The following is a 19,877-nucleotide window of genomic DNA, read 5'->3' as shown; positions in this document are numbered from 1 at the left end:
TCACACCTGCCTCGAAGCGCTGCCGAGCGCCCCGACTCCTGTGCGCCCTCCGGCCGGAGGGTGCTGCCGAACGCCTGCCGCACCCGCACGCGGTCGGCCTCGCCGAGGCCGACCGGCAGCCCACAGCCCGCGAGCCCGAGCGTCACCGAACTGACGCGACCCCGGTCGCGCCGCGCGGAGTCGAACCGGTTCGACCCTCGTCAACCGCTCCCCGACAACCGCTCCCCGACAGGACGGCGCCGGATCGCTGAACGCACCGGCCCCGAACGTACGAGGCGCATCAGATCCAGTGTCCGAGAAGCACGGAATCCACGGAGACCTCAGTGCGACACAGAAGAAGAACGACCGGAGCCGGCGCCGCGGTGGCGGCCGTCCTCACCACCATGCTTGCCGTACCGTCCGCCGGCATGGCACAGGCAGCGGAACAGGAACGGCTCGTCATCGATCTCGGCACCGACACCGGCGCCTTCCACGGCGGGGCCAGCGGCTCGCTGTACGGGGTCTACGGCGACGGGGCACCGAGCCGCAACCTCATCGAGGGCATGCACCTGCGCACGGTGTCCACCAAGGCGCAGGACGGCCCGCAGCACCCCGGCGCGGACGCGCTGGAGATCCTGCCTCCGTTCGTGGACTCCGGCGGCAAGGACGTCTACATCTACATGACGGACATCTACCGGGGCTTCCCGTACGAGTGGCCGGGTGCCGACGGTCCCGCGAGGCTCGCCGACTTCCAGGAGAAGATCAAGAAGCAGGTCCGGCAGGTCCTGACCATGGGCGACTACAAGGACCACGTCGTCTACGTCCCCTTCAACGAACCCGAAGGGAACATGTTCGGCACCGGCAACTGGAGTTACGACAAGACCTCCTGGCTCTCGGACCCCAAGGACTTCTTCGCCGCCTGGAAGGAGACCTACCGCCTCATCAAAAGCCTGGACCCGGACGCGCGGATCGCAGGCCCGAACACCTCCGTCCTCTACGACCAGGTCAAGGGCTTCCTGCAGTACGCCAAGGCCAACGACGTCGTCCCGGACGTGATGACCTGGCACGAACTGTCCAGCCCCGCCGCGGTCCGCACGAGCGTCGCCAGATACCGGCAGTGGGAGCGCGAGACCGGCATCGGTCCGCTGCCCATCAACGTCAACGAGTACGGGCACAACTACCACCTCTCCGTCCCCGGTCAGGTGGTGCAGTGGGTCTCCGCCATCGAGGACTCCAAGATCGACGCGGATCTGGCCTACTGGAACATCGACGGCAACCTCAACGACTCGGCCGTCGACGCCAACAAGGGCAACGGCCAGTGGTGGCTGTTCAACGCCTACGGCCAGATGACCGGCCACACCGTGCGGGTGACCGCCCCGCACCCCAACCAGCAGTACACCCTCCAGGGGGTGGCCACACTCGACGAGGAGAAGAAGCAGTCCCGGGCCATCTTCGGCGGCAAGACCGGTGACGCCGACATCGTCTTCGACAACGTCGACACGAAGCTGTTCGGGAGGACGGTCCACGCCACCGTCCAGGAGATCCCGTGGACCGGGCAGGTCGGCGACTCGGCGCAGCCTCTGCGACTCGCCGACCAGGAGGTCCGGGTCGGCGCCGACGGCACCGTCACCCTCCCCATGACCGGCATGAACGAGATGTCCGCCTACCAGGTCATCCTCTCCCCCGGCGGAAACGGCGGCGAACCCGCCGAGCCCTCCGTCGGCTGGCGCAGGACCTACGAGGCGGAGAACGCCACCTACACCGGCAGGGGCTACTCCAGGAACGGACCCGAAGGCACACCCTCCGACGTCGGGAAGTTCGCGACGTCCGGCAACTACAACGTCGGCGGGCTGCGCACCGGCTCCGACGGCGTGCTCTCCTTCGACGTGGACGTCCCGCGGGACGGCACGTACGACCTGAGCGTCTTCGCCAACTCCTACAACCTGTACGACCTCGTCAAGGAGCAGGGGCCGACCAACGTCTTCCTGCGCGTCGACGGCGGCTCTCCGCAGGAGTTGCGGCTGCCGCTCGGCTACAAGTGGGTGGTCTGGGGCCACACCGACACCTCGGTCAGGCTGACCGCCGGCAAGCACAAGATCACGCTGGCCGCACAGGACCCCGACCTCGGCGTCACCAAGGGCGACGCCATCATCGACAAGATCGACCTGTCACTGCGCGACGAGAACGTGACACGGCCCGCGATCTACGAGGCCGAGTACGCCACCCTCGCCGGAACCCGGCCCCGCTACAGCTATCCCGAGGTCTCGGGACCGGGTGCGGCCCCCCTGCCCAAGGGTGCCTCCGCGACCTTCTGGGTCCACTCCCCCGCCGACGGTGAGGCCGCCGTGTCCCTCGACCACCTCGGCGGTGGCCGGGCGAAGGTGTCCCTCAACGGCGAGAAGCTCGACATCCCCAAGGTGGGAGCCGCCAGGAAGGGCACGGACGTCGTGCGGATGTTCCTGTCCGCGGGCGTCAACAAGGTCACCGTCACCGGTGCCTCGGGTCAACTGGTCCTCGACCGGCTGCGGGTCGCGCCGTCCAGCGGCAACCTGGTGCCCAAGGTGTACCAGGCGGAGGCCGGCACGCTGAGCGGCGCCGCCAAGGCCACCGGGGCGTACACCTTCGCCACGGGCGGCAGGTCGGTCACCGACATCGGCAAGGGAAAGGCCAACGCCCTCACCCTCGATGTCGTCGCCGGGCGGGCCGGACGGCACGCGGTGACCATCCGCTACTCCAACGCCGAACAGGCACCCGCCACCCACTACAACCCCGACCCGATCGCACGCCATGCCGACCTTGCCGTGAACGGGGAACCGGCGCGCCGGATCCTGTTCCCGACCACCTTCCACTTCAACAGCTTCCGGGACCTGACCGTCCCCGTCACGCTCAAGAAGGGCGCGAACCGACTCACCTTCACAGCCGACGAGTTGCCGGACTTCGACGGCGACACCCACAACCAGTACGACCAGCGCTCCCCGTACGCGCCGGTGATCGACCAGGTCACCGTCACACCGCTGACGGAGAAGTAGCGGCCCTGCCCCGCACGAACGCCCGGGCGTCGAACCCCGACAGGTCTCGGCGCCCGGGCCGGCCGCACTCCGCATGCCGGCGGCGGGCCGAGCCGCCCGATCGGTCCGAGCACACGCGTTCGGCCGGGGCAGCCGTGACCTGTCGGTCCGGAGGCCGTACCGCCCCCTCCGGTGCCCAAGTGCCGTTACTGGTACCTGAAATCGGCGTCGGTCACCGGGCGTCCCATGCCGTGACATGGTCGAGCACGAATCGGGCGAACTCGGCCGGCTGGAGGTTGAGTGCCGAGACGGCCGGGATGTCCGGCGCGACCCGGACCGGTTCGTGAACTCCGGTGTCTGGATCGTCGATTTCGGGGCCGTGGCGGCGGCCCAGGTCCATATCCAGCACGTCGGCGAGGAAGTAGTGCTGGACGACGGTGGTCGTCCCGCCCGGTTCGGTCAAGGTGAAGACCTCGGTGACCGGGCCGATCGTGGCGCCGATCTCCTCCATGACCTCGCGGCGCAGGGCCGCTTCGAGATCGGCGTCCTCGGACTCGACGCTCCCGCCGACGGCAGTGCAGTACGGGAGGCAGCCGGGCCATCCCCGGCGCAGGAACACCAGTCGGCTGCCGTCGAAAAGTATCGCGCGCGCCTTGTGACGGACCTTCATGTTCGCGACAGTAGTGCGCCCGCCCTGGCGGGGCCTGCCCTTCATGGGCCTCCTTCACTCGACACCGCAATCGGTCGGCACGAGGCGGGCAGGGCCTCATGTGCACGGCCCCGAGTGACCGGATCGGTCCGCTGCCGGACCCGATGCGGCCTGTCCCCGCACCGACCGGACGGCACAGGCTTGGGGCATGACCCGAGCACTGATCGTCATCGATGTCCAGGAGTCCTTCCGCGCCCGTCCCCTGTGGGCGACGATCTCCGACCCGAAGATCTCCGAGCAGGTGAACCGGCTGGTCCAGATCTCCCGGCGGGCCGGGGACCTGGTGGTGTGGGTACTGCACTCCGAGCCGGGCTCCGGGAATGTCTTCGACCCGGCCCTCGGTCATGTCCGGCTCATGGAGGAGCTGGAACGAGCGGACGGGGAGCCGCTGATCCACAAGACCTCGCACAACGCCTTCACCACCACCAACCTGCAGCAGGTGCTCACCGAGCGCGGAGTCCGCGAGCTCACCGTCTGCGGCATCCGCACCGAGCAGTGCGTGGAGACCACCACCCGCGTCGCCGGCGACCTCGGCTACCAGGTCACCTTCGTCACCGACGCCACCGCGACCAACCCCATCCCGCACCGCGACGCCCCCGCCGAGCAGAGCGTCGCCGACCTGCTGGCCGATCCGCGCACCCTGTCCGCCGAAGAGGTCATCAGGCGCACCGAGTACGCCCTCGCCGGACGCTTCGCCACCATCGCGACCGTCGACGAACTGGAGGCCGCGGCAGCACTTCGGGCATGATGACCGAATCGTGAGCCACATCGTCTTCTTCCTGGTGCCCGGAGTCCATCTGCTGGACCTGGCCGGCCCCGCCCAGGTCTTCTCCACGGCCGCCGACTTCGGGCACCCCTACACCCTCACCTACGTGGCCGAGCGGCCACAGATCCCCACCGCGCAGGGCCTGCCACTCGTGGCCGGGCTCGACTGGCCCGAACTCGGGCCGGACGACCTGATCATGGTGCCCGGCTGGCGCACGGGCACGCAGCCCGACAGCCCTGCCATCGGCGCCGCGTCCCTGCGGGTTCTGCGGGACCACCACGCCCGGGGCGGCACGGTGGCCAGCGTCTGCGCCGGAGCCGAGGCGCTCGGCCGCGCCGGGCTCCTCGACGGCCGGCGCTGCACCACGCACCACGACGTGCAGGACGAGCTGGCCGCACACCACCCACGGGCGGTCGTCGTCCGTGACGTCCTGTTCACCTCCGACGACCGAGTGATCACCTCGGCCGGGATCGCCAGCGGCATCGACCTGGCCCTGCATCTGGTCGCGTCCCGGCACGGCCCTGCCGTGGCCGCCCAGGTGGCCCGGGAGATGGTTGTCTACGCCCGCCGCAACGGCCACGAACCGCAGTCCAGCGCGATGCTCCGGCACCGCTCCCACCTGGACGACACCGTGCACCACACGCAGGACCTCATCGACGCCCGCTTCGACCAGCCGCTCCGCCTCGCCGCTCTGGCGTCGGCCGCCGGGGTGAGTGAACGCACCCTCACCCGCCTCTTCACCCGCGCCACCGGACTCACCCCCCTGCGCTACCAGCAGGCCCTCCGCCTGGAACGCGCCCAGCACCTCATCAGCCACGGCACGACGATCGACGCCGCCGCCCGCTCGGTGGGCTTCGAGGACCCGCGCATGCTGCGCCGTCTCCGCGCCCGCACGGCCTGACCGGGCCAGGACCGCAGTCCCGGGCCAGCAGTCCCAGGGCCACCGCCCCAACCGCCCGAGAAGGCACACCCTTGGCAACTCCGCGTTCCGCCGGGGAGGATCGCAGGCATGGCATCCCAGGCAGACCTCGCCCGCGCCCTGTCCTTCGACGCTGTCGCCACGCAGTACGCCGCCGTCCGCCCGGGCTATCCGCCGGCTCTTTTCGACGCTCTCGAGGAACTCGCCGGCCGGGCGCTGTCCGGGGCCGACGTGCTGGACTGCGGGGCCGGCACCGGAATCGCCACCCGGCTGCTGCGCGAGCGGGGCGCCCACGTCGTCGCCCTGGAGCCGGGCGCCGGTATGGCATCCCAGCTGCGCCGGGCCGAGCCGGCCGTCCCGCTGATGCGGGGCGAGGGAAACCAACTGCCCTTCGCCTCCGGCAGCTTCGACGTCATCACGTACGCCCAGGCCTGGCACTGGACCGACCCGGCCCGCTCCGTTCCCGAGGCACTGCGTGTGCTGCGCCCTCACGGCGTACTGGCCCTGTGGTGGAACCAGGCCGACTCCCGCGTCGACTGGGTCAAGGCGGAGGACGACCGCCTTGCGCCCTTCACCCGCGGCTACCCGACGACCGTGGCCGAGCTGTTCACCTCGTTTCCGGTGCGGGTGACCACCCGCGAGATCACGTGGTCGCGCCGGATCACGGTGGAGGAGCACATCGGCAACCTCGGCACGCATTCGCATTTCGTGGTCATGGACCCCGAAGAGCGGGCCGAGCTCCTCGGCGCGAACCGTGCCGTGCTGGCGCGTCTCTTCCCCGACGGGGAGCTCGACGAGCCGTACCGGTGCGGTCTGACCGTCGTTCGATCGGCCAACGCCCAGGAATGACCGGGCCAATGACCGGGCCGACGAGGAAGCATGCCGCCGGTTCCAGCGCGGCTGAAGCGCGGCTTTGCCGAGAAGGACGAGCACGCACGCGTGCTGCCACGCCGCGTGTGCGGGAGGAATTCGGTGGCGCCCCGTGAGCCGAGCCACTAGCTTCCGCCTGTGCACGACGAGGTACGAGACACGATCACGAGGGAGCCGGGCATGGAGATCGAGGGCGTGCGGACCGACCGTCTGGGTTTGCTTCTCGACCAGTTCGACCGTGCCAGGGAGATGGCCGAGGTGCGCCTGACGGGGCTCAGCGACGAAGAGTTTTTGTGGGAGCCCGTGCCCGACTGCTGGTCGCTCCGGCGCCGGAACGAGGCAGCGACACCCAGGGCCTTCGGGCCGGGCGAGTGGGTGCTCGACCTGGGCGCCCCGGACATCCCGGCGAACGAGTACGCGGAGGTCGCCCGGCAGGCCGCCGGAGGGATGAGCGTCACCAAGATCGCCGAGGACTGGAGCGTGAGTGCCGAGCGGGTCGAGGAGATCCTCGCCCACACCGGTGCGCCGGGGCCCGACAGGACGCCGGTCACGACCATCGCCTGGCGGCTGGCTCACCTGCACTTCGAGTTCGCCGGCGCCTGGGAGTGGACCTTCGGCGAGCGCCGGCAGGATCCGAAGCTGCTGGTCGACTTCACCCCCTCCGCCGCGCTGGCGGTCGAGCGGTTCTGGGAGGAGATCGACCGCTGGCGCGCCCGACTCGACACCGTCACCGACGAGCAGCTCGACACGGTCGGCTTCTCCCGCTATCCGTACGGCTCCCACTCCGAGGAACCCTTCATCAGCGTGCTGTCGGGGGACAACCTCGAATTCATCCACCACATGGCCGAGATCGCGTTGCTCCGCGACCTGTGGCAGGCCCGCTTCACGACGTCCGGGTAGACCGAGGCACACCACCGCGGCGGCCCTCGTTCAGCTCTCGGGGGCCGTCTGCCGGACCGGCCGCATGACACATGGTGAGAGTGGCACACGGGACATCGGACGTATGCCCGACCGCCGGGCCCGCAGGACGGAGCTGGACGATGTCGGTCGATCTCGTGGGATTCCTCGGCGTGGTGATGCTCGCCTACCTGGTGCCCGGGCCCGACTTCCTGGTGATCGTGCGGGCGGCCGCTCGACGGCCCGCGCTGGGCAGAGCGGCCGCCCTGGGCGCGCAGACCGGGCTCTGCGTCCACATGTGCGCCGCCGCCCTGGGTCTGTCGGTGATCGCCACCAGATCGGCCTACGCGTTCACCGCGATCAAGCTGGCGGGCGCCGCCTACCTGGTCTACCTGGGCGTACGGGCTCTGCTCGACGCCCGGCGCGACGCCGCTGGGCGGCACGCCCCGCGCGCCGGGCGGCGGGAGACCCCGGCGGAGGCCTCCACGCCGGAGGACACAGACGGGGCCGGTCCGAGCGCGGCCGCCGACGACGATCGCCGTGGCAGCTTCTCGGAGACGGCGTCGGCCCGGTCGGCAGCGGCGTACGAACACCCGACACCCGTCCCTCTCACAGCCGAGGCACCAGGTCCGACATCACGGTGAGCGGCAGCGACGGGTTGGCGGCGGCCGCCTCCACCACCTGCCGATCGGTGTCGGAGAGCAGCTCCACGATCGTCGACGGCGGAAGGGCCGGATGGCTTGCGGCCAGGGGCCTCGCCCGGCTGTCCGCCAAGCAGGCGAGCAGCGCCGGGCCGGTCGCGTTGTCGTGCCGGGCGACCGCTTTGAACACCTTCCGGACCGGTGGTTCGTGCCGCGTCAGGTCTTCCAGCAATGCGCCGTTCGCGTCCGGGTTGGTCGCGACCTTCGCGACGACCTGGACTCCGTGGCGATGGACCGCGTCCCTCAACTGTGCTTCGGACAGGCCCGGTTGTGCAGCCGCGGACTTCGCGACCTTCGCGTCGGGGTCGGTGACCAGCGCGTCACGGACCCGGGCCGGCAGGTCGTCTCGTTGGGCCAGAAGCACCCGGGCGGCCGGGTTCGGTGACGTGGCCAGCTCACCCACCTCGGCGGGCGAGGCGGCGGCGATCCGGGGCAACAGGGTGGCGCCGATCCTCGTGACGCCGGCCAGGTGGACGAGCACGTCGAGCGGCACGTTCGGGTTGTGCGCGAGACCGCGCCGCACGTCAGGGTCGGGGTCATCGGCGAGTGCGCGTATCAGGACGTCGTCGATCGCGGGGTTCCCGGCGAGGTCGGCCCGGACGGCCGGGACGGGATCATCGGCCAGTCGTGCGCTCACCTCCGGGGGAAGGTCGGTTCGGGCGGCGAGTGCCCTGCGCAGCAGCATCGAGGGATGGTCCACGAAATGGACGACGGCTTTTGTGGGTGTGGCCGCGTTCTCCAGTGCCGCCTGCCATGTGTCGTGCACGGAGGACTCGTGGCTTCCGTCGCAGGAGGCGCCCGGCGGCAGATCGCAGTGGAGCCGCGGGCAGTGCGGGTCGTGCGTGAACGGAGTCTCCTCATGCTCGCAGACCACACAGCGCGAGACCGGCGGCTGTCCCTCGCCGGTGATCAGTGCCGCCAGCACGGGCGGCGGCGTCGCCCCGTTGGCCGCCACCGCGCGGCGGACCTCGGCATGCGGATGCCGTGCGAGTGTGGCGGCGACGTCCGCCGTGGCCCACAGGGCGAGTTCGGCGACGACCTGTGCGTCCGGGTCGGCGGCGAGCGACTCCACCACATCGGGCGGGAGGCCGGGACAGGCGGCCAGCTTCTCCCGGTGCTCGGAGACCGGGCCGGCCGCGAGGAGACGCGCCCATTCAGGCCTGCCTGCACGCTCGCTGAGCCAGGCGAGGGCGGCCGTCGGCTGTGCCACGGGATCGATGTCGTCGGCTGCCAGGCAGCCTTCATGGGCCAGGGGTACGGCGCTCTCCTCGAAGCGGGCGACCAGGGCAACCGCCTGCGCGTGGCTGAGGTCGGCGCGGCCGGCGAGTTCCGCGGCGATGTCGTCGTCCGCGACCGGGATGAGCCGGTCGATCAGTTCGGGCGGCAGGGCGGGGTTGGCGGCGAGCCCGCACAGGGCAGCGTTCATGGAGGGCATCCTGCCCGGGCCGGGGCCGAACGGCCTCTGGATTTATGCCTGTTGGGGGCGTGACCGGGTCAGGTTCCGTCCTGGCCCGGGCGGACGACGACGGCGGGGTACTTCACCGGTCCGCCGCGTTCGAAGTGCAGGGTGAAGGTCACGAGGTCACCTGCCTGCCAGTCCGCGTTCGCCGGCACGATCACGTCGAGGCCGCTCGGGGACATGGCGATGCTCGCGCCTGCCGGGACGGGGACCGAGGCCACCGTCCGGGCGGCGGCCGACCGGGCACCGGTCATGCGGTGGCTGCTGAGCCTGGCGGCTCCGTCGGCCTGGGCGGACGTCACCTTCAGCAGCCGGTCCGCCGAGCCTCCGTCGTTGGTGATCCTGAAGAAGGCCGCCGTCTCCGGGGTGTCCCCGGTGGGCAGGAAGACCCGGCCGTCGGTGACCGTGACGCGGGCCGGGCTTCCCGCGTGGCCGAGTGCGGTCCAGGTGCTCAGACCGCCGAGGGCGAGTGCGCACACGGCGACGGGCGCGAGCGCGGCGAGCAGTGTGTCGGTGAGCCGGCGGCGCGTCGGCCGCCAGAGGGCGAGGTCGGTCATCGGGTACGCCTTCGGGCCGTGGGCGAGGGCTGCCAGACGCGCAGGCGCAGGCTGTTGGCGACGACCAGCACCGAGCTGGCCGACATGGCCGCCGCGGCGACCATGGGGTTGAGCAGGCCGACCATGGCGAGCGGGACGGTCACGGCGTTGTATCCGAAGGCCCACGCGAGGTTGACCCGAATGGTGGCGAGGGTGCGCCGGGCGAGGAGGATCGCGTCCGCCAGGGTTTCGATGTCGCCGCGGACGAGTGTGACGTCGGCGGCTCCGATGGCCGCGTCCGTGCCGCCGCCCATGGCGATGCCGAGGTCGGCGGCGGCCAGCGCTGCGGCGTCGTTCACGCCGTCGCCGACGACCGCGACCCGAAGCCCCTGCTTCTGCAGGTCCTCTACGAGACCGGCCTTGTCCTCGGGTGTGCGGCGGGCGTGCACCTCGTCGATGTTCAAGGTGGCCGCGACGGCCCGTGCGGGGGCCTCACGGTCCCCGGTGGCGAGAACGGGGCGGACCCCGAGTCGCCGCAGCCGCTCGACGGCCCGATAGCTGCCGGGCCGTACGACGTCACCCACCTCGATCAGGGCTTCCACTGTGCCGTCCACCCGCACGAGGACAGGAGTGCGGGCGGCGGCTTCGGCCGCCGTGAGGGCCTTCGCGAGCGCGGCGGGAACCTCGTCGCCCGGAGCGAGCACCTCGACGAGCCGCCCGTCGACCCTGCCGCGCACCCCGCGTCCCGGCAGGGCGGCGAACCCGCTCACGGGAGGCAGCTGTCCGCCGGGCGGCTCCCGCCAGGCGTACGCGACGATCGCCCGGCCGAGCGGATGCTCCGAGCCCTGCTCGACGGCCCCCGCCAGCCGCAGCACCGGGTCCCGGCCGAGTCCGCCGGGTACGGCGGTGACCGTGGCGACGCCCATGCGGCCGGAGGTCAGCGTGCCGGTCTTGTCCAGGACGACCGTGTCGACGTGCCGCAGCCCTTCCAGGGCCTGCGGGCCGGTGACCAGGACACCCAGTTGGGCGCCCCGGCCGGTCGCGGCCATCAGCGCGGTCGGGGTGGCGAGGCCCAGCGCGCACGGGCAGGCCACGACCAGGACGGCCACGCACGCGGTGACGGCCGACTGCGCGTCGGCGCCGGCGCCCAGCCAGAACCCCAGCGTGGTCACGGCCAACGCCAGTACGGCGGGCACGAACGCTCCGGCCACCGTGTCGGCCAGCCGCTGGGCGCGCGCCTTGCCTGCCTGCGCTTCGGTGACCAGCCGTGCGATGCGGGCGAGCTGCGTGTCGGCGCCGACGGCCGTGGCCCGTACGAACAGCATTCCGCCGGCGTTGACGGCCCCGCCGACCACGGCCGAACCCGGCCCCACCTCCGCCGGGCCGCTCTCGCCGGTGACCAGGGACAGATCGACGGCGGAACTGCCCTTTACCACCTCGCCGTCGGTGGCGACCCGCTCCCCCGGCCGCACGACGAAGACCTGTCCGACGCGCAACTCCTCTACGGGGACGAGCCGTTCGATGCCGTCTTCGCGTACCGACACCTCCTTGGTGGCGAGTTGGGCCAGCGAGCGCAACGCCGCCCCGGTCCCCCGCCGGGCCCGCGCCTCGAGAAAGCGGCCCGCCAGCACGAACAGGGGTACGCCGACGGCCGCTTCGAGGTAGATGTGCGCGACGCCGTCCGGGGCGGAGGGCACGAGCGTGAACGGCATCCGCATCCCGGGGTCGCCCGCCCCTCCGAGGAACAGCGCGTACGCCGACCAGGCGAAGGAGGCCACCACGCCCAGCGACACCAGGGTGTCCATGGTCGCCGTGGAGTGCCGCAGTCCTCGTACCGCCCGTACGTGGAAGGGCCGGGAGCTCCACACGACGACGGGCGCGGTGAGGGCGAAGCACAGCCACTGCCAGTTGCGGAACTGGAGAGCGGGCGCCATCGACAGGACGAGCACGGGCAGCGCGAGCAGGGCCGTGACGACCAGCCGGTCACGCTCCGGCCGCGTGTCCTCGGGCTCGTCGTGGTCCGCGGGCCCCTGCTTCCTCTGCCGGGGCGGCTCGGGCAGGGTGGCCGTGTACCCGGCCTTCTCGACGGTCGCGACGAGTTCGCCGGTACCGACGTCCGCCGGATGGGTCACGCGGGCGCGGCCGGTGGCCAGGTTGACGCTCGCCGTGACCCCGTCCAGTTTGCCGAGCTTCTTCTCGACACGGTTCACGCAGGCCGGGCAGGTCATACCGCCGACAGCCAGGTCGGTGATCACCAGAACGGCCGCTGGTTCCGCGCCCATCAGCGGTCTTCCTCGTGCATGCCGTCCATGCCGCCCATGTCCCCGGTGTCCTCGGCCTCTCCGGTGCCGCTGCCGCTCGTGCCCGGGCCGTGCATTCCGGGTGCGACGGGTCCGACGGAGCCTCCGGCGGCGTACGCGCCGGTGAAGATCAGCGCCAGCAGCAGGAGGAAGCCGCAGAGCGCGGGCGGGGGTACCGCCTTCCGCAGGAACGCGGCCGCGCCGGGTGTCGAGGATCGCCGGGACTCGTCCATCAACCGCTTCTCCAGGTGACGTCGTACGGCGTCACTCGGATCGCACCGTACCGATTCAGTGGTCGGGCGGGCCGGGGTCCGAGTTCCTCTCGGCTCGTATGGCGCGCGTCACACGTATGGCATCCGTCGGCACCTCGCCCCAGGAGGCGGACGCGGCCGGAGCCCGCTACGGATCGACGCGCCGAATCGTGGCCGCGTCCCGTCCTCGTCGAGTCGAGCGCGGCCGGTGAGGCGGAGATCACGAAGGCCGCGAGGGCAAGGTCACAGCCCTTGCCTCTGCTGTGTCCCGACGAATCTGCCCTAGCATCCCAGCATGACGGTCCTGCCCAATGACGGGCTCTCGCTGGCCGCCGAGTTCCCTTCCGCGACACATGAGCAGTGGCGACGCCTGGTGGCGGGCGTGCTGAGCAAGTCGGGCAAGGTGGTCTCGGACGAGACGGCGGAGGCAGCCCTGTCCACCGCGCTGGAGGACGGGCTCACCACCCGCCCGCTGTACACGGCGCTCGACGACGCCCCTGATCCCGGCCTTCCCGGCTTCGCACCCTTTGTACGGGGCAGCCGCCCCGAAGGAAACACCGTCGGCGGCTGGGGCGTACGGCAGCGGCACACGGCTGCCGACTCCGGCGCGGTGCTCGCGGACCTGGAGAACGGCGTCACCTCGCTCTGGCTGGTCGTCGGCGAGGGCGGTTTCCCCGTGTCCTCGCTCGCGGGGGTCCTCGAAGGCGTCTACCTCGACCTGGCGCCCGTCGTCCTCGACGCGGGACGTGACACCGAGTCCGCCGCGCGGGAGCTGCTGCGACTGTACGAGGAGCGCGGCATCGCCAAGGAGGCCGTACGCGGCAGCCTCGGTGCGGACCCGCTCGGCCATGAGGCACGTACCGGCGAGGCGTCGGACTTCGCACCGGCCGCCGCTCTCGCCCGGCAGTGCGCCGAGGAGTACCCGGGGCTGCGCGCCCTGACGGTGGACGCGCTGCCGTACCACGAGGCGGGAGGCTCGGCCGCGCAGGAGCTGGGCGCTTCCCTGGCGACCGGTGTCACCTGTCTGCGGAAGCTGACGGAGGCGGGGCTCACCGTCGAACAGGCCTGTGCGCAACTGGAGTTCCGGTTCGCGGCGACGGCCGACCAGTTCCTGACCATCGCCAAGCTGCGCGCCGCGCGCCGGCTGTGGGCGCGCGTCGCCGAGGTGTGCGCGGCGCCCGGGGCGGGCGCGCAGGTGCAGCACGCCGTGACCTCACCGGTGATGATGTCGCGCCGCGACCCGTGGGTGAACATGCTGCGCACGACCATCGCCACGCTCGCCGCCGGAGTGGGCGGCGCCGACGCCGTCACCGTGCTCCCCTTCGACCACGCCCTCGGGCTGCCGGACGCCTTCGCGCGCCGTATCGCCCGCAACACCTCGACGATCCTGGTCGAGGAGTCGCATCTGGCGCGGGTGATCGACCCGGCAGGCGGCTCCTGGTACGTGGAGCGGCTCACGGACGAACTCGCCCACGCGGGCTGGGAGTTCTTCCGGCACATCGAGGGGCAGGGCGGTCAGGCGGCCGCCCTGCGCTCGGGCCGTCTCGGCGAGGACCTGGCGAACACCTGGGAGGCCCGCACCGCGAAGCTCGCCAAGCGGCGCGAGCCCATCACCGGGGTCAGCGAGTTCCCGAACCTCGCCGAGCGACCGGTCGGGCGTGAACCCGCACCCGAGCCGCCGTCCGGGGGCCTGCCGAAGGTACGGCGCGACGAGGCGTACGAGTCCCTGCGCGCCCGCTCCGACGCGCACCTCGCCGCCACCGGAGCCCGGCCGCGTGTCTACCTGGCCACCATCGGCCCCGCCGCGGCCCACTCCGCCCGCACCGCGTTCGTCTCGAACCTCTTCCAGGCCGGCGGCATCGAACCCGTCACGGAGGGCACCTTCGAGGACAGCGGGGCCACCGAGGTGTGCCTGTGCTCCAGCGACGCGCTGTACGAGGAGCAGGCCGACAGCACCGCCCACGACCTGAAGGCGGCAGGCGCCCGGCATGTGTTCCTCGCCGGCCGCCCCGGGCAGTACACGGACGTCGACGCGTACGTCTTCGCGGGCTGCGACGCCGTCGCCGTGCTCTGTTCCACCCTCGACCGCATGGGAGTGTCCTGATGGGAATCCCCGACTTCTCCGGAATCGAGCTGGGGAAGCCGACCTCCGGCGGCGCGACCGACGACTGGCGTACGGCCGTCAAGGCGGCGTCCGGCGGCGACGAGACGTTCTGGGAGACCCCGGAGGGCATCGCCGTCAAGCCGCTCTACACCGGCCGTGACCTGGAGGGTCTGGACTTCCTGGGGACCTATCCGGGCGTCGCGCCGTTCCTGCGCGGCCCGTACCCCACCATGTACGTCAACCAGCCCTGGACGATCCGTCAGTACGCGGGCTTCTCCACGGCCGAGGAATCCAACGCCTTCTACCGGCGCAACCTCGCCGCCGGCCAGAAGGGCCTGTCGGTCGCGTTCGACCTGCCCACCCACCGCGGCTACGACAGCGACCATCCGCGGGTGACGGGTGACGTCGGCATGGCAGGTGTGGCCATCGACTCGATCCTCGACATGCGGCAGCTCTTCGACGGCATCCCGCTCGACAGGATGACCGTGTCGATGACGATGAACGGTGCCGTGCTGCCCGTCCTCGCGCTGTACATCGTGGCGGCGGAGGAGCAGGGCGTACCGCCGGAGAAGCTGGCCGGGACCATCCAGAACGACATCCTCAAGGAGTTCATGGTCCGCAACACCTACATCTATCCGCCGAAGCCGTCGATGCGGATCATCTCCGACATCTTCGCCTACACCTCGCAGCGGATGCCGCGCTACAACTCCATCTCCATCTCGGGCTATCACATCCAGGAGGCGGGCGCGACGGCCGACCTGGAGCTGGCGTACACGCTCGCGGACGGCGTGGAGTACATCCGTGCGGGGCGTGAAGTCGGCCTGGACGTCGACGCGTTCGCGCCTCGGCTCTCCTTCTTCTGGGCGATCGGCATGAACTTCTTCATGGAGATCGCCAAGATGCGGGCCGCGCGGCTGCTGTGGGCGAAGCTGGTGCGGCAGTTCGACCCGCAGAACCCCAAGTCCCTCTCCCTGCGCACCCATTCGCAGACCTCCGGCTGGTCGCTGACCGCGCAGGACGTGTTCAACAACGTGACCCGTACGTGCGTGGAGGCCATGGCTGCCACCCAGGGTCACACCCAGTCGCTGCACACCAACGCCCTCGACGAGGCGCTCGCCCTGCCCACCGACTTCTCGGCGCGCATCGCCCGCAACACCCAGCTGCTCATCCAGCAGGAGTCGGGCACGACCCGGGTCATCGACCCGTGGGGCGGCAGCGCGTACGTGGAGAAGCTCACGCACGACCTCGCGCGGCGGGCCTGGCAGCACATCGAGGAGGTCGAGGCGGCGGGCGGCATGGCCAAGGCCATCGACGCGGGCATTCCCAAGCTGCGCATCGAGGAGGCCGCGGCCCGCACCCAGGCCCGGATCGACTCCGGACGCCAGCCGGTGATCGGTGTCAACAAGTACCGCGTCGAGACCGACGAGCAGATCGACGTCCTCAAGGTCGACAACTCCTCCGTGCGCACCCAGCAGATCGAGAAGCTGCGGCGGCTGCGCGCGGAGCGCGACCCGCAGGCGTGCCAGGACGCGCTGGACGCCCTGACGCGGGCGGCCGGAGGCGAGGGCAACCTGCTGGAGCTGGCGGTGAACGCGGCCCGCGCCAAGGCCACCGTCGGGGAGATCTCCGACGCCCTGGAGAAGGTCTACGGGCGGCACGCGGGCCAGATCCGTACGATCTCCGGCGTGTACCGCAACGAAGCAGGCGAGTCCCCGTCCGTCGACCGCACCCGCACGCTGGTGGACTCCTTCGAGGAGGCCGAGGGGCGCCGCCCGCGCATCCTGGTCGCCAAGATGGGTCAGGACGGCCACGACCGCGGCCAGAAGGTGATCGCCACCGCCTTCGCCGACCTCGGTTTCGACGTGGACGTCGGCCCGTTGTTCCAGACGCCCGGCGAGGTGGCACGCCAGGCGGTGGAGGCGGACGTGCACATCGTGGGCGTCTCGTCGCTCGCCGCCGGACACCTCACCCTCGTACCGGCACTGCGGGAGGAACTGACGGCGGAGGGCCGGCAGGACATCATGATCGTCGTCGGTGGAGTGATCCCGCCTCAGGACGTGCCGACCCTGCTGGAGATGGGCGCGGCCGCCGTGTTCCCGCCGGGGACGGTGATCCCCGACGCCGCGTACGACCTCGTCCAGCGTCTCGCGACCGACCTCGGGCACGACCTGTGATCGAACTCGACACCTATGTCCGGGGTGTGCTCGACGGGAAGAGGGCGCTCATCGCGCGCGCCATCACCCTCGTCGAGTCCACCCGCCCCCAACACCGGGCGCTGGCACAGCAGTTGCTCACCGAGCTGCTCCCGCACAGCGGGCGGGCCCGGCGGATCGGGGTCAGTGGTGTGCCGGGCGTGGGCAAGTCGACGTTCATCGACGCGTTCGGCACGATGCTGACCGCGCTCGGGCACCGGGTGGCGGTGCTGGCCGTGGACCCGTCGTCCAGCCGGACCGGCGGCTCGATCCTGGGGGACAAGACCCGGATGGAACGCCTGGCCGTGGACTCGGCGGCCTTCATCCGGCCCTCCCCCACGGCCGGCACCCTCGGCGGGGTCGCCAAGGCGACCCGCGAGTCGATCGTCGTGATGGAGGCGGCGGGCTATGACGTGGTGCTGGTGGAGACGGTCGGCGTCGGCCAGTCGGAGACCGCGGTCGCGAACATGGTCGACTCCTTCCTGCTGCTGACGCTGGCCCGCACAGGCGATCAGCTCCAGGGCATCAAGAAGGGCGTCCTGGAGCTGGCAGACGTGATCGCCGTCAACAAGGCCGACGGGCCGCACACACGCGACGCCCAGGCCGCCGCACGGGAGCTGGCGGGCGCCCTGCGGCTGATGCACGGCAAGGACGCGGCCTGGACCCCGCCCGTGCTGAGCTGCAGCGCCCGCGAGTCGGCCGGCCTGGACACCGTCTGGCAGCGCCTCGAACAGCACATCACGCTCCTCGACTCCACCGGGCGGCTCGCCGCGAAGCGCCGCGACCAGCAGGTCGACTGGACCTGGACGATGGTCCGCGACGAGCTGCTCGGCCGCCTGCACGCCGATCCCGCCGTACGCGCCCTCGCACCGAAACTCGAACAGCGAGTACGCGACGGCGAGTTGACAGCCACGCTCGCCGCCGAGCAGATCCTGCGGACGTTCGGCGACACGGCACACTGACCCGGTCGACAAGCCGGGGCCGACGACGGCGGCCGAGCACGTACTGACCGCCTTTCGGCCATTTCCGGAAGGCGGGCGAACCTCTCGGAGAGGCGGAACACGACGGTGCCGATCAGTGGGTCACGAGCTGCTGTCCCGCACGTCGAGTGCGGCCCAGGGGTCGTCGACCTCCTGCGCCCCGGCCGCCGCCTCCTGGGCTGCCGCCTCGGCGGCCGCCGCCCGGGCCCGCTCCTGGAACGCCACGGCCCGGCGCGCCTTGGCGATGACCTCCATGTGGTCCGCACCGAACGTCGCGGCGTCCAGCCGGGCGTTGAAGGCGGTCACCACCTCCGGACTGATCGTCTCGAGAGCGGCGCGCAGCTCGGCGAGCGTCTGCGGGCCCTCGACGTTTTCGAACCCGTACGGGTCCGAAGATGTTTCGGGGCTCGGCTCGTGCGGTAGCGCGGACATGTGTGTGACCTCCCGTTGTGATGCAGCCACGGTACGCGGTGGATGTGACCGCTGTGCAGGGGGACAAGGCTCGCAGCACGAGGGCGGCTCGCGGACCACGCACTCTCCTGCCACCTCGCACGCTCACGCTCGGCCCTCGCGGGAAGCGCCTCATGCACTCGTCGTGACCGAGCGAAAGCAGCCGATCTCAGAACGGATGCCCTCCTCGCGAGACAAGTCCGGTCCATATCCGTACCGAACGGTGTCAACGGCCGAGCCGTACACCGCGGAAGGAATGTCCAGGATGGATCCCTTCGCCGCCGTACCACGCGCCCTCGCGGCAGAAATCACCGGACATATGCGCATGTCTTTGGAGGAGGTCTCCGAAGAGGTGGAGCGCGAGGTCCGGGAGGGCGTTCCGGAGTACTCACGCCCGTCGGACGAGATCTACGTGCGGACGCTGAGAGCCGGCGTCGTGGACGCCCTCGCCCTGTTCATCGACCGGATCGCCGAGCCCGGCCGCGACTGGGGCCGCGTCGCCCACGCGTACGAGGAGATCGGCCGGGGCGAGGCGGTCGAAGGGCGGAGTCTGGACACCCTGCAGACCGCCCTGCGGCTCGGCGGCCGGGTGGCGTGGCGGCGGATGGGGCTGCTCGCCGAGCAACTGCAGCTCGACTCGCACGTGGTGGCGGCGCTGGGCGAGGCGGCGATCCTGCACATGCACGAGATCGCCGAGGCCGCCACGGCCGGCTACACGGAGGAGCGGCTGCGCAACGACGGCGAGCTGGCACGCCGCCGAAAACGGCTTCTCGACCTGCTGTTCGCCGAGTCCCCGGCCTCGCCCGAGGCCACACGCGAACTCGCTCACGCCGCGCGGTGGTCGGTGCCCCGCCGGGTCGCCGTGCTGGTCTTCGACAACTCGGCGCAGGCCGACGAAGAGGAACGGCTGCTGCTGCCGGCCGGGGTGCTGGCCGACACCGACAGCCGCCCGGCCCGCCTCCTGCTCCCCGACCCGGACAGATCGGGTGCCTGGTCGGGGCGTCCGTCGCTCCTCGCGCTCCGAGACAAGCCGACCGCGATCGGACCGACGGTCCCGCTCACCGAGGCCCGGGACTCGCTGCGCTGGGCGACGCGCGCCCTGGATCTCGTACGCAGCGGGGTGCTGCCCCTGGAGACGGGGGTCGTACGGTGCGCGGATCACCTGCCGACGCTGCTGCTGCACGCCGACGAGCCACTGCTGCGCAGGGTCTCGCGCCGCATTCTCGTACCGCTAGACGAGGTTCAGACGCCGCAGCGCGAGCGGCTGGCCGAGACGCTGCTCGCGTGGCTGCAGAGCGGCAACAGCGTCGCCGTCGCGACGCGCCTGCACATCCATCCGCAGACGGTGCGCTACCGCCTGCGTCAGCTGGAGAAACTGTTCGGCGACCGTCTGCGCGATCCGCAGAGCCGATTCGAACTGGAACTCGCTCTGCGGGCGGGGGCCGAGCCCGGCCGGCCCGGGGGCGTGGACGCGTCGGCCGCCCCGCCGCCTCCGCGGCTGCGGTCCGCCGGTCCCTGACGTCCGGGGTCGGCGGCCCGTCCGACCGCTTGGGCCCGGCCTAGGCGCCACGGCCGACGGGACCGCCGCGAGGAGCAGCAGTTCGCAGAAGCAGTGGGTCGATGTGCGTGGGGACGGGCCGGTCAACGGTGGCCCGCCCCCACGCACGTCTGGTCCGTACCGGCGGCGGAGCTGTACTCATTTTCGGCAAGAGATTGCACCCGCGTACTGTCATCGCCTCTCTAACGCCTTACACCC

At 71.5% G+C, this 19,877-nt stretch carries 16 protein-coding genes; 10 read left to right on the top strand and 6 right to left on the bottom strand.

What is annotated here, in order from left to right; all coding sequences use genetic code 11:
- Positions 1–407 precede the first annotated feature (407 nt).
- Positions 408–3,008, top strand: coding sequence for a cellulosome protein (locus KUF83_RS21355; protein WP_254644120.1), 2,601 nt, complete (start codon positions 408–410; stop codon positions 3,006–3,008).
- 211 nt (positions 3,009–3,219) lie between these two features.
- Here KUF83_RS21355 and KUF83_RS21350 read toward each other — a convergent pair whose 3' ends face one another.
- Complete coding sequence (locus tag KUF83_RS21350) at positions 3,220–3,657, bottom strand: NUDIX domain-containing protein (protein WP_217456343.1); 438 nt, start codon at positions 3,655–3,657, stop codon at positions 3,220–3,222.
- Positions 3,658–3,844: 187 nt separating this feature from the next.
- Here KUF83_RS21350 and KUF83_RS21345 point away from each other — a divergent pair, with 187 nt between their 5' ends.
- The 5 genes from KUF83_RS21345 (at position 3,845) to KUF83_RS21325 (ending at position 7,792) form a co-directional block, all read left to right on the top strand.
- Positions 3,845–4,444, top strand: coding sequence for an isochorismatase family protein (locus KUF83_RS21345; RefSeq protein ID WP_217456342.1), 600 nt, complete (start codon positions 3,845–3,847; stop codon positions 4,442–4,444).
- A gap of 10 nt (positions 4,445–4,454) precedes the next feature.
- Positions 4,455–5,363, top strand: coding sequence for a GlxA family transcriptional regulator (locus KUF83_RS21340; protein ID WP_217456341.1), 909 nt, complete (start codon positions 4,455–4,457; stop codon positions 5,361–5,363).
- 108 nt (positions 5,364–5,471) lie between these two features.
- Positions 5,472–6,230: a class I SAM-dependent methyltransferase gene (locus KUF83_RS21335; protein WP_217456340.1), complete on the top strand. Its 759-nt coding sequence runs from the start codon at positions 5,472–5,474 to the stop codon at positions 6,228–6,230.
- 201 nt (positions 6,231–6,431) lie between these two features.
- Positions 6,432–7,151 (top strand): DinB family protein, encoded by a 720-nt coding sequence (locus KUF83_RS21330; RefSeq protein ID WP_217456339.1) that lies wholly within the window; start codon positions 6,432–6,434, stop codon positions 7,149–7,151.
- Between the two features lie 140 nt (positions 7,152–7,291).
- Complete coding sequence (locus tag KUF83_RS21325; protein WP_217456338.1) at positions 7,292–7,792, top strand: LysE family translocator; 501 nt, start codon at positions 7,292–7,294, stop codon at positions 7,790–7,792.
- Here KUF83_RS21325 and KUF83_RS21320 read toward each other — a convergent pair.
- The 4 genes from KUF83_RS21320 to KUF83_RS21305 form a co-directional block, all read right to left on the bottom strand.
- Positions 7,758–9,275, bottom strand: coding sequence for a hypothetical protein (locus tag KUF83_RS21320; RefSeq protein WP_217456337.1), 1,518 nt, complete (start codon positions 9,273–9,275; stop codon positions 7,758–7,760). The genes KUF83_RS21325 and KUF83_RS21320 overlap by 35 nt on opposite strands.
- A gap of 68 nt (positions 9,276–9,343) precedes the next feature.
- Complete coding sequence (locus tag KUF83_RS21315) at positions 9,344–9,865, bottom strand: copper chaperone PCu(A)C (RefSeq protein WP_217456336.1); 522 nt, start codon at positions 9,863–9,865, stop codon at positions 9,344–9,346.
- Positions 9,862–12,126, bottom strand: coding sequence for a cation-translocating P-type ATPase (locus KUF83_RS21310; protein WP_217456335.1), 2,265 nt, complete (start codon positions 12,124–12,126; stop codon positions 9,862–9,864). The genes KUF83_RS21315 and KUF83_RS21310 overlap by 4 nt, the downstream gene beginning before the upstream one ends.
- Entirely contained in the window at positions 12,126–12,377 is a 252-nt protein-coding gene (locus KUF83_RS21305) for a hypothetical protein (protein WP_217456334.1), read from the bottom strand. The genes KUF83_RS21310 and KUF83_RS21305 overlap by 1 nt, the downstream gene beginning before the upstream one ends.
- A gap of 313 nt (positions 12,378–12,690) precedes the next feature.
- Here KUF83_RS21305 and KUF83_RS21300 point away from each other — a divergent pair, with 313 nt between their 5' ends.
- From KUF83_RS21300 to meaB, 3 genes are read left to right on the top strand one after another with little or no spacing between them, the layout of a single operon-like run.
- A complete protein-coding gene (locus KUF83_RS21300) occupies positions 12,691–14,499 on the top strand; it encodes a methylmalonyl-CoA mutase subunit beta (RefSeq protein WP_217456333.1) in 1,809 nt (602 codons plus the stop codon).
- The gene (scpA, locus tag KUF83_RS21295) at positions 14,499–16,673 is read left to right on the top strand and encodes a methylmalonyl-CoA mutase (RefSeq protein ID WP_217456332.1); all 2,175 of its coding nucleotides are present in this window, start codon (positions 14,499–14,501) and stop codon (positions 16,671–16,673) included. The genes KUF83_RS21300 and scpA overlap by 1 nt, the downstream gene beginning before the upstream one ends.
- Positions 16,670–17,653: a methylmalonyl Co-A mutase-associated GTPase MeaB gene (gene meaB, locus KUF83_RS21290; protein ID WP_217456331.1), complete on the top strand. Its 984-nt coding sequence runs from the start codon at positions 16,670–16,672 to the stop codon at positions 17,651–17,653. Before scpA ends, meaB begins: the two co-directional genes overlap by 4 nt.
- A gap of 120 nt (positions 17,654–17,773) precedes the next feature.
- Here meaB and KUF83_RS21285 read toward each other — a convergent pair whose 3' ends face one another.
- Positions 17,774–18,103 carry a hypothetical protein gene (locus tag KUF83_RS21285; protein ID WP_217456330.1) on the bottom strand — a complete coding sequence of 110 codons (330 nt, stop codon included), beginning with the start codon at positions 18,101–18,103 and terminating at the stop codon, positions 17,774–17,776.
- Positions 18,104–18,386: 283 nt separating this feature from the next.
- Between KUF83_RS21285 and KUF83_RS21280 the strand changes: the two genes are divergently transcribed.
- Positions 18,387–19,640, top strand: coding sequence for a CdaR family transcriptional regulator (locus KUF83_RS21280; RefSeq protein WP_254644119.1), 1,254 nt, complete (start codon positions 18,387–18,389; stop codon positions 19,638–19,640).
- Positions 19,641–19,877 lie beyond the last annotated feature (237 nt).

Origin of the sequence: Streptomyces sp. BV286, assembly GCF_019090165.1 — a bacterium.
Lineage (GTDB): Bacteria > Actinomycetota > Actinomycetes > Streptomycetales > Streptomycetaceae > Streptomyces.
Note: the sequence above shows the minus strand (reverse complement) of the source record. Positions and strands in the feature narration are given on the sequence as shown.

Excerpts from the sequence above, each read along its gene's own strand:
- KUF83_RS21330 (WP_217456339.1), top strand. The coding sequence starts at position 6,432 with ATGGAGATCGAGGGCGTGCGGACCGACCGTCTGGGTTTGCTTCTCGAC.
- KUF83_RS21280 (WP_254644119.1), top strand. The coding sequence starts at position 18,387 with ATGGATCCCTTCGCCGCCGTACCACGCGCCCTCGCGGCAGAAATCACC.
- KUF83_RS21320 (WP_217456337.1), bottom strand. The coding sequence starts at position 9,275 with ATGAACGCTGCCCTGTGCGGGCTCGCCGCCAACCCCGCCCTGCCGCCC.
- KUF83_RS21350 (WP_217456343.1), bottom strand. The coding sequence starts at position 3,657 with ATGAAGGTCCGTCACAAGGCGCGCGCGATACTTTTCGACGGCAGCCGA.
- KUF83_RS21310 (WP_217456335.1), bottom strand. The coding sequence starts at position 12,126 with ATGGGCGCGGAACCAGCGGCCGTTCTGGTGATCACCGACCTGGCTGTC.
- KUF83_RS21355 (WP_254644120.1), top strand. The coding sequence starts at position 408 with ATGGCACAGGCAGCGGAACAGGAACGGCTCGTCATCGATCTCGGCACC.
- KUF83_RS21325 (WP_217456338.1), top strand. The coding sequence starts at position 7,292 with ATGTCGGTCGATCTCGTGGGATTCCTCGGCGTGGTGATGCTCGCCTAC.
- KUF83_RS21315 (WP_217456336.1), bottom strand. The coding sequence starts at position 9,865 with ATGACCGACCTCGCCCTCTGGCGGCCGACGCGCCGCCGGCTCACCGAC.
- KUF83_RS21345 (WP_217456342.1), top strand. The coding sequence starts at position 3,845 with ATGACCCGAGCACTGATCGTCATCGATGTCCAGGAGTCCTTCCGCGCC.
- KUF83_RS21305 (WP_217456334.1), bottom strand. The coding sequence starts at position 12,377 with ATGGACGAGTCCCGGCGATCCTCGACACCCGGCGCGGCCGCGTTCCTG.
- KUF83_RS21335 (WP_217456340.1), top strand. The coding sequence starts at position 5,472 with ATGGCATCCCAGGCAGACCTCGCCCGCGCCCTGTCCTTCGACGCTGTC.
- KUF83_RS21285 (WP_217456330.1), bottom strand. The coding sequence starts at position 18,103 with ATGTCCGCGCTACCGCACGAGCCGAGCCCCGAAACATCTTCGGACCCG.
- KUF83_RS21300 (WP_217456333.1), top strand. The coding sequence starts at position 12,691 with ATGACGGTCCTGCCCAATGACGGGCTCTCGCTGGCCGCCGAGTTCCCT.
- scpA (WP_217456332.1), top strand. The coding sequence starts at position 14,499 with ATGGGAATCCCCGACTTCTCCGGAATCGAGCTGGGGAAGCCGACCTCC.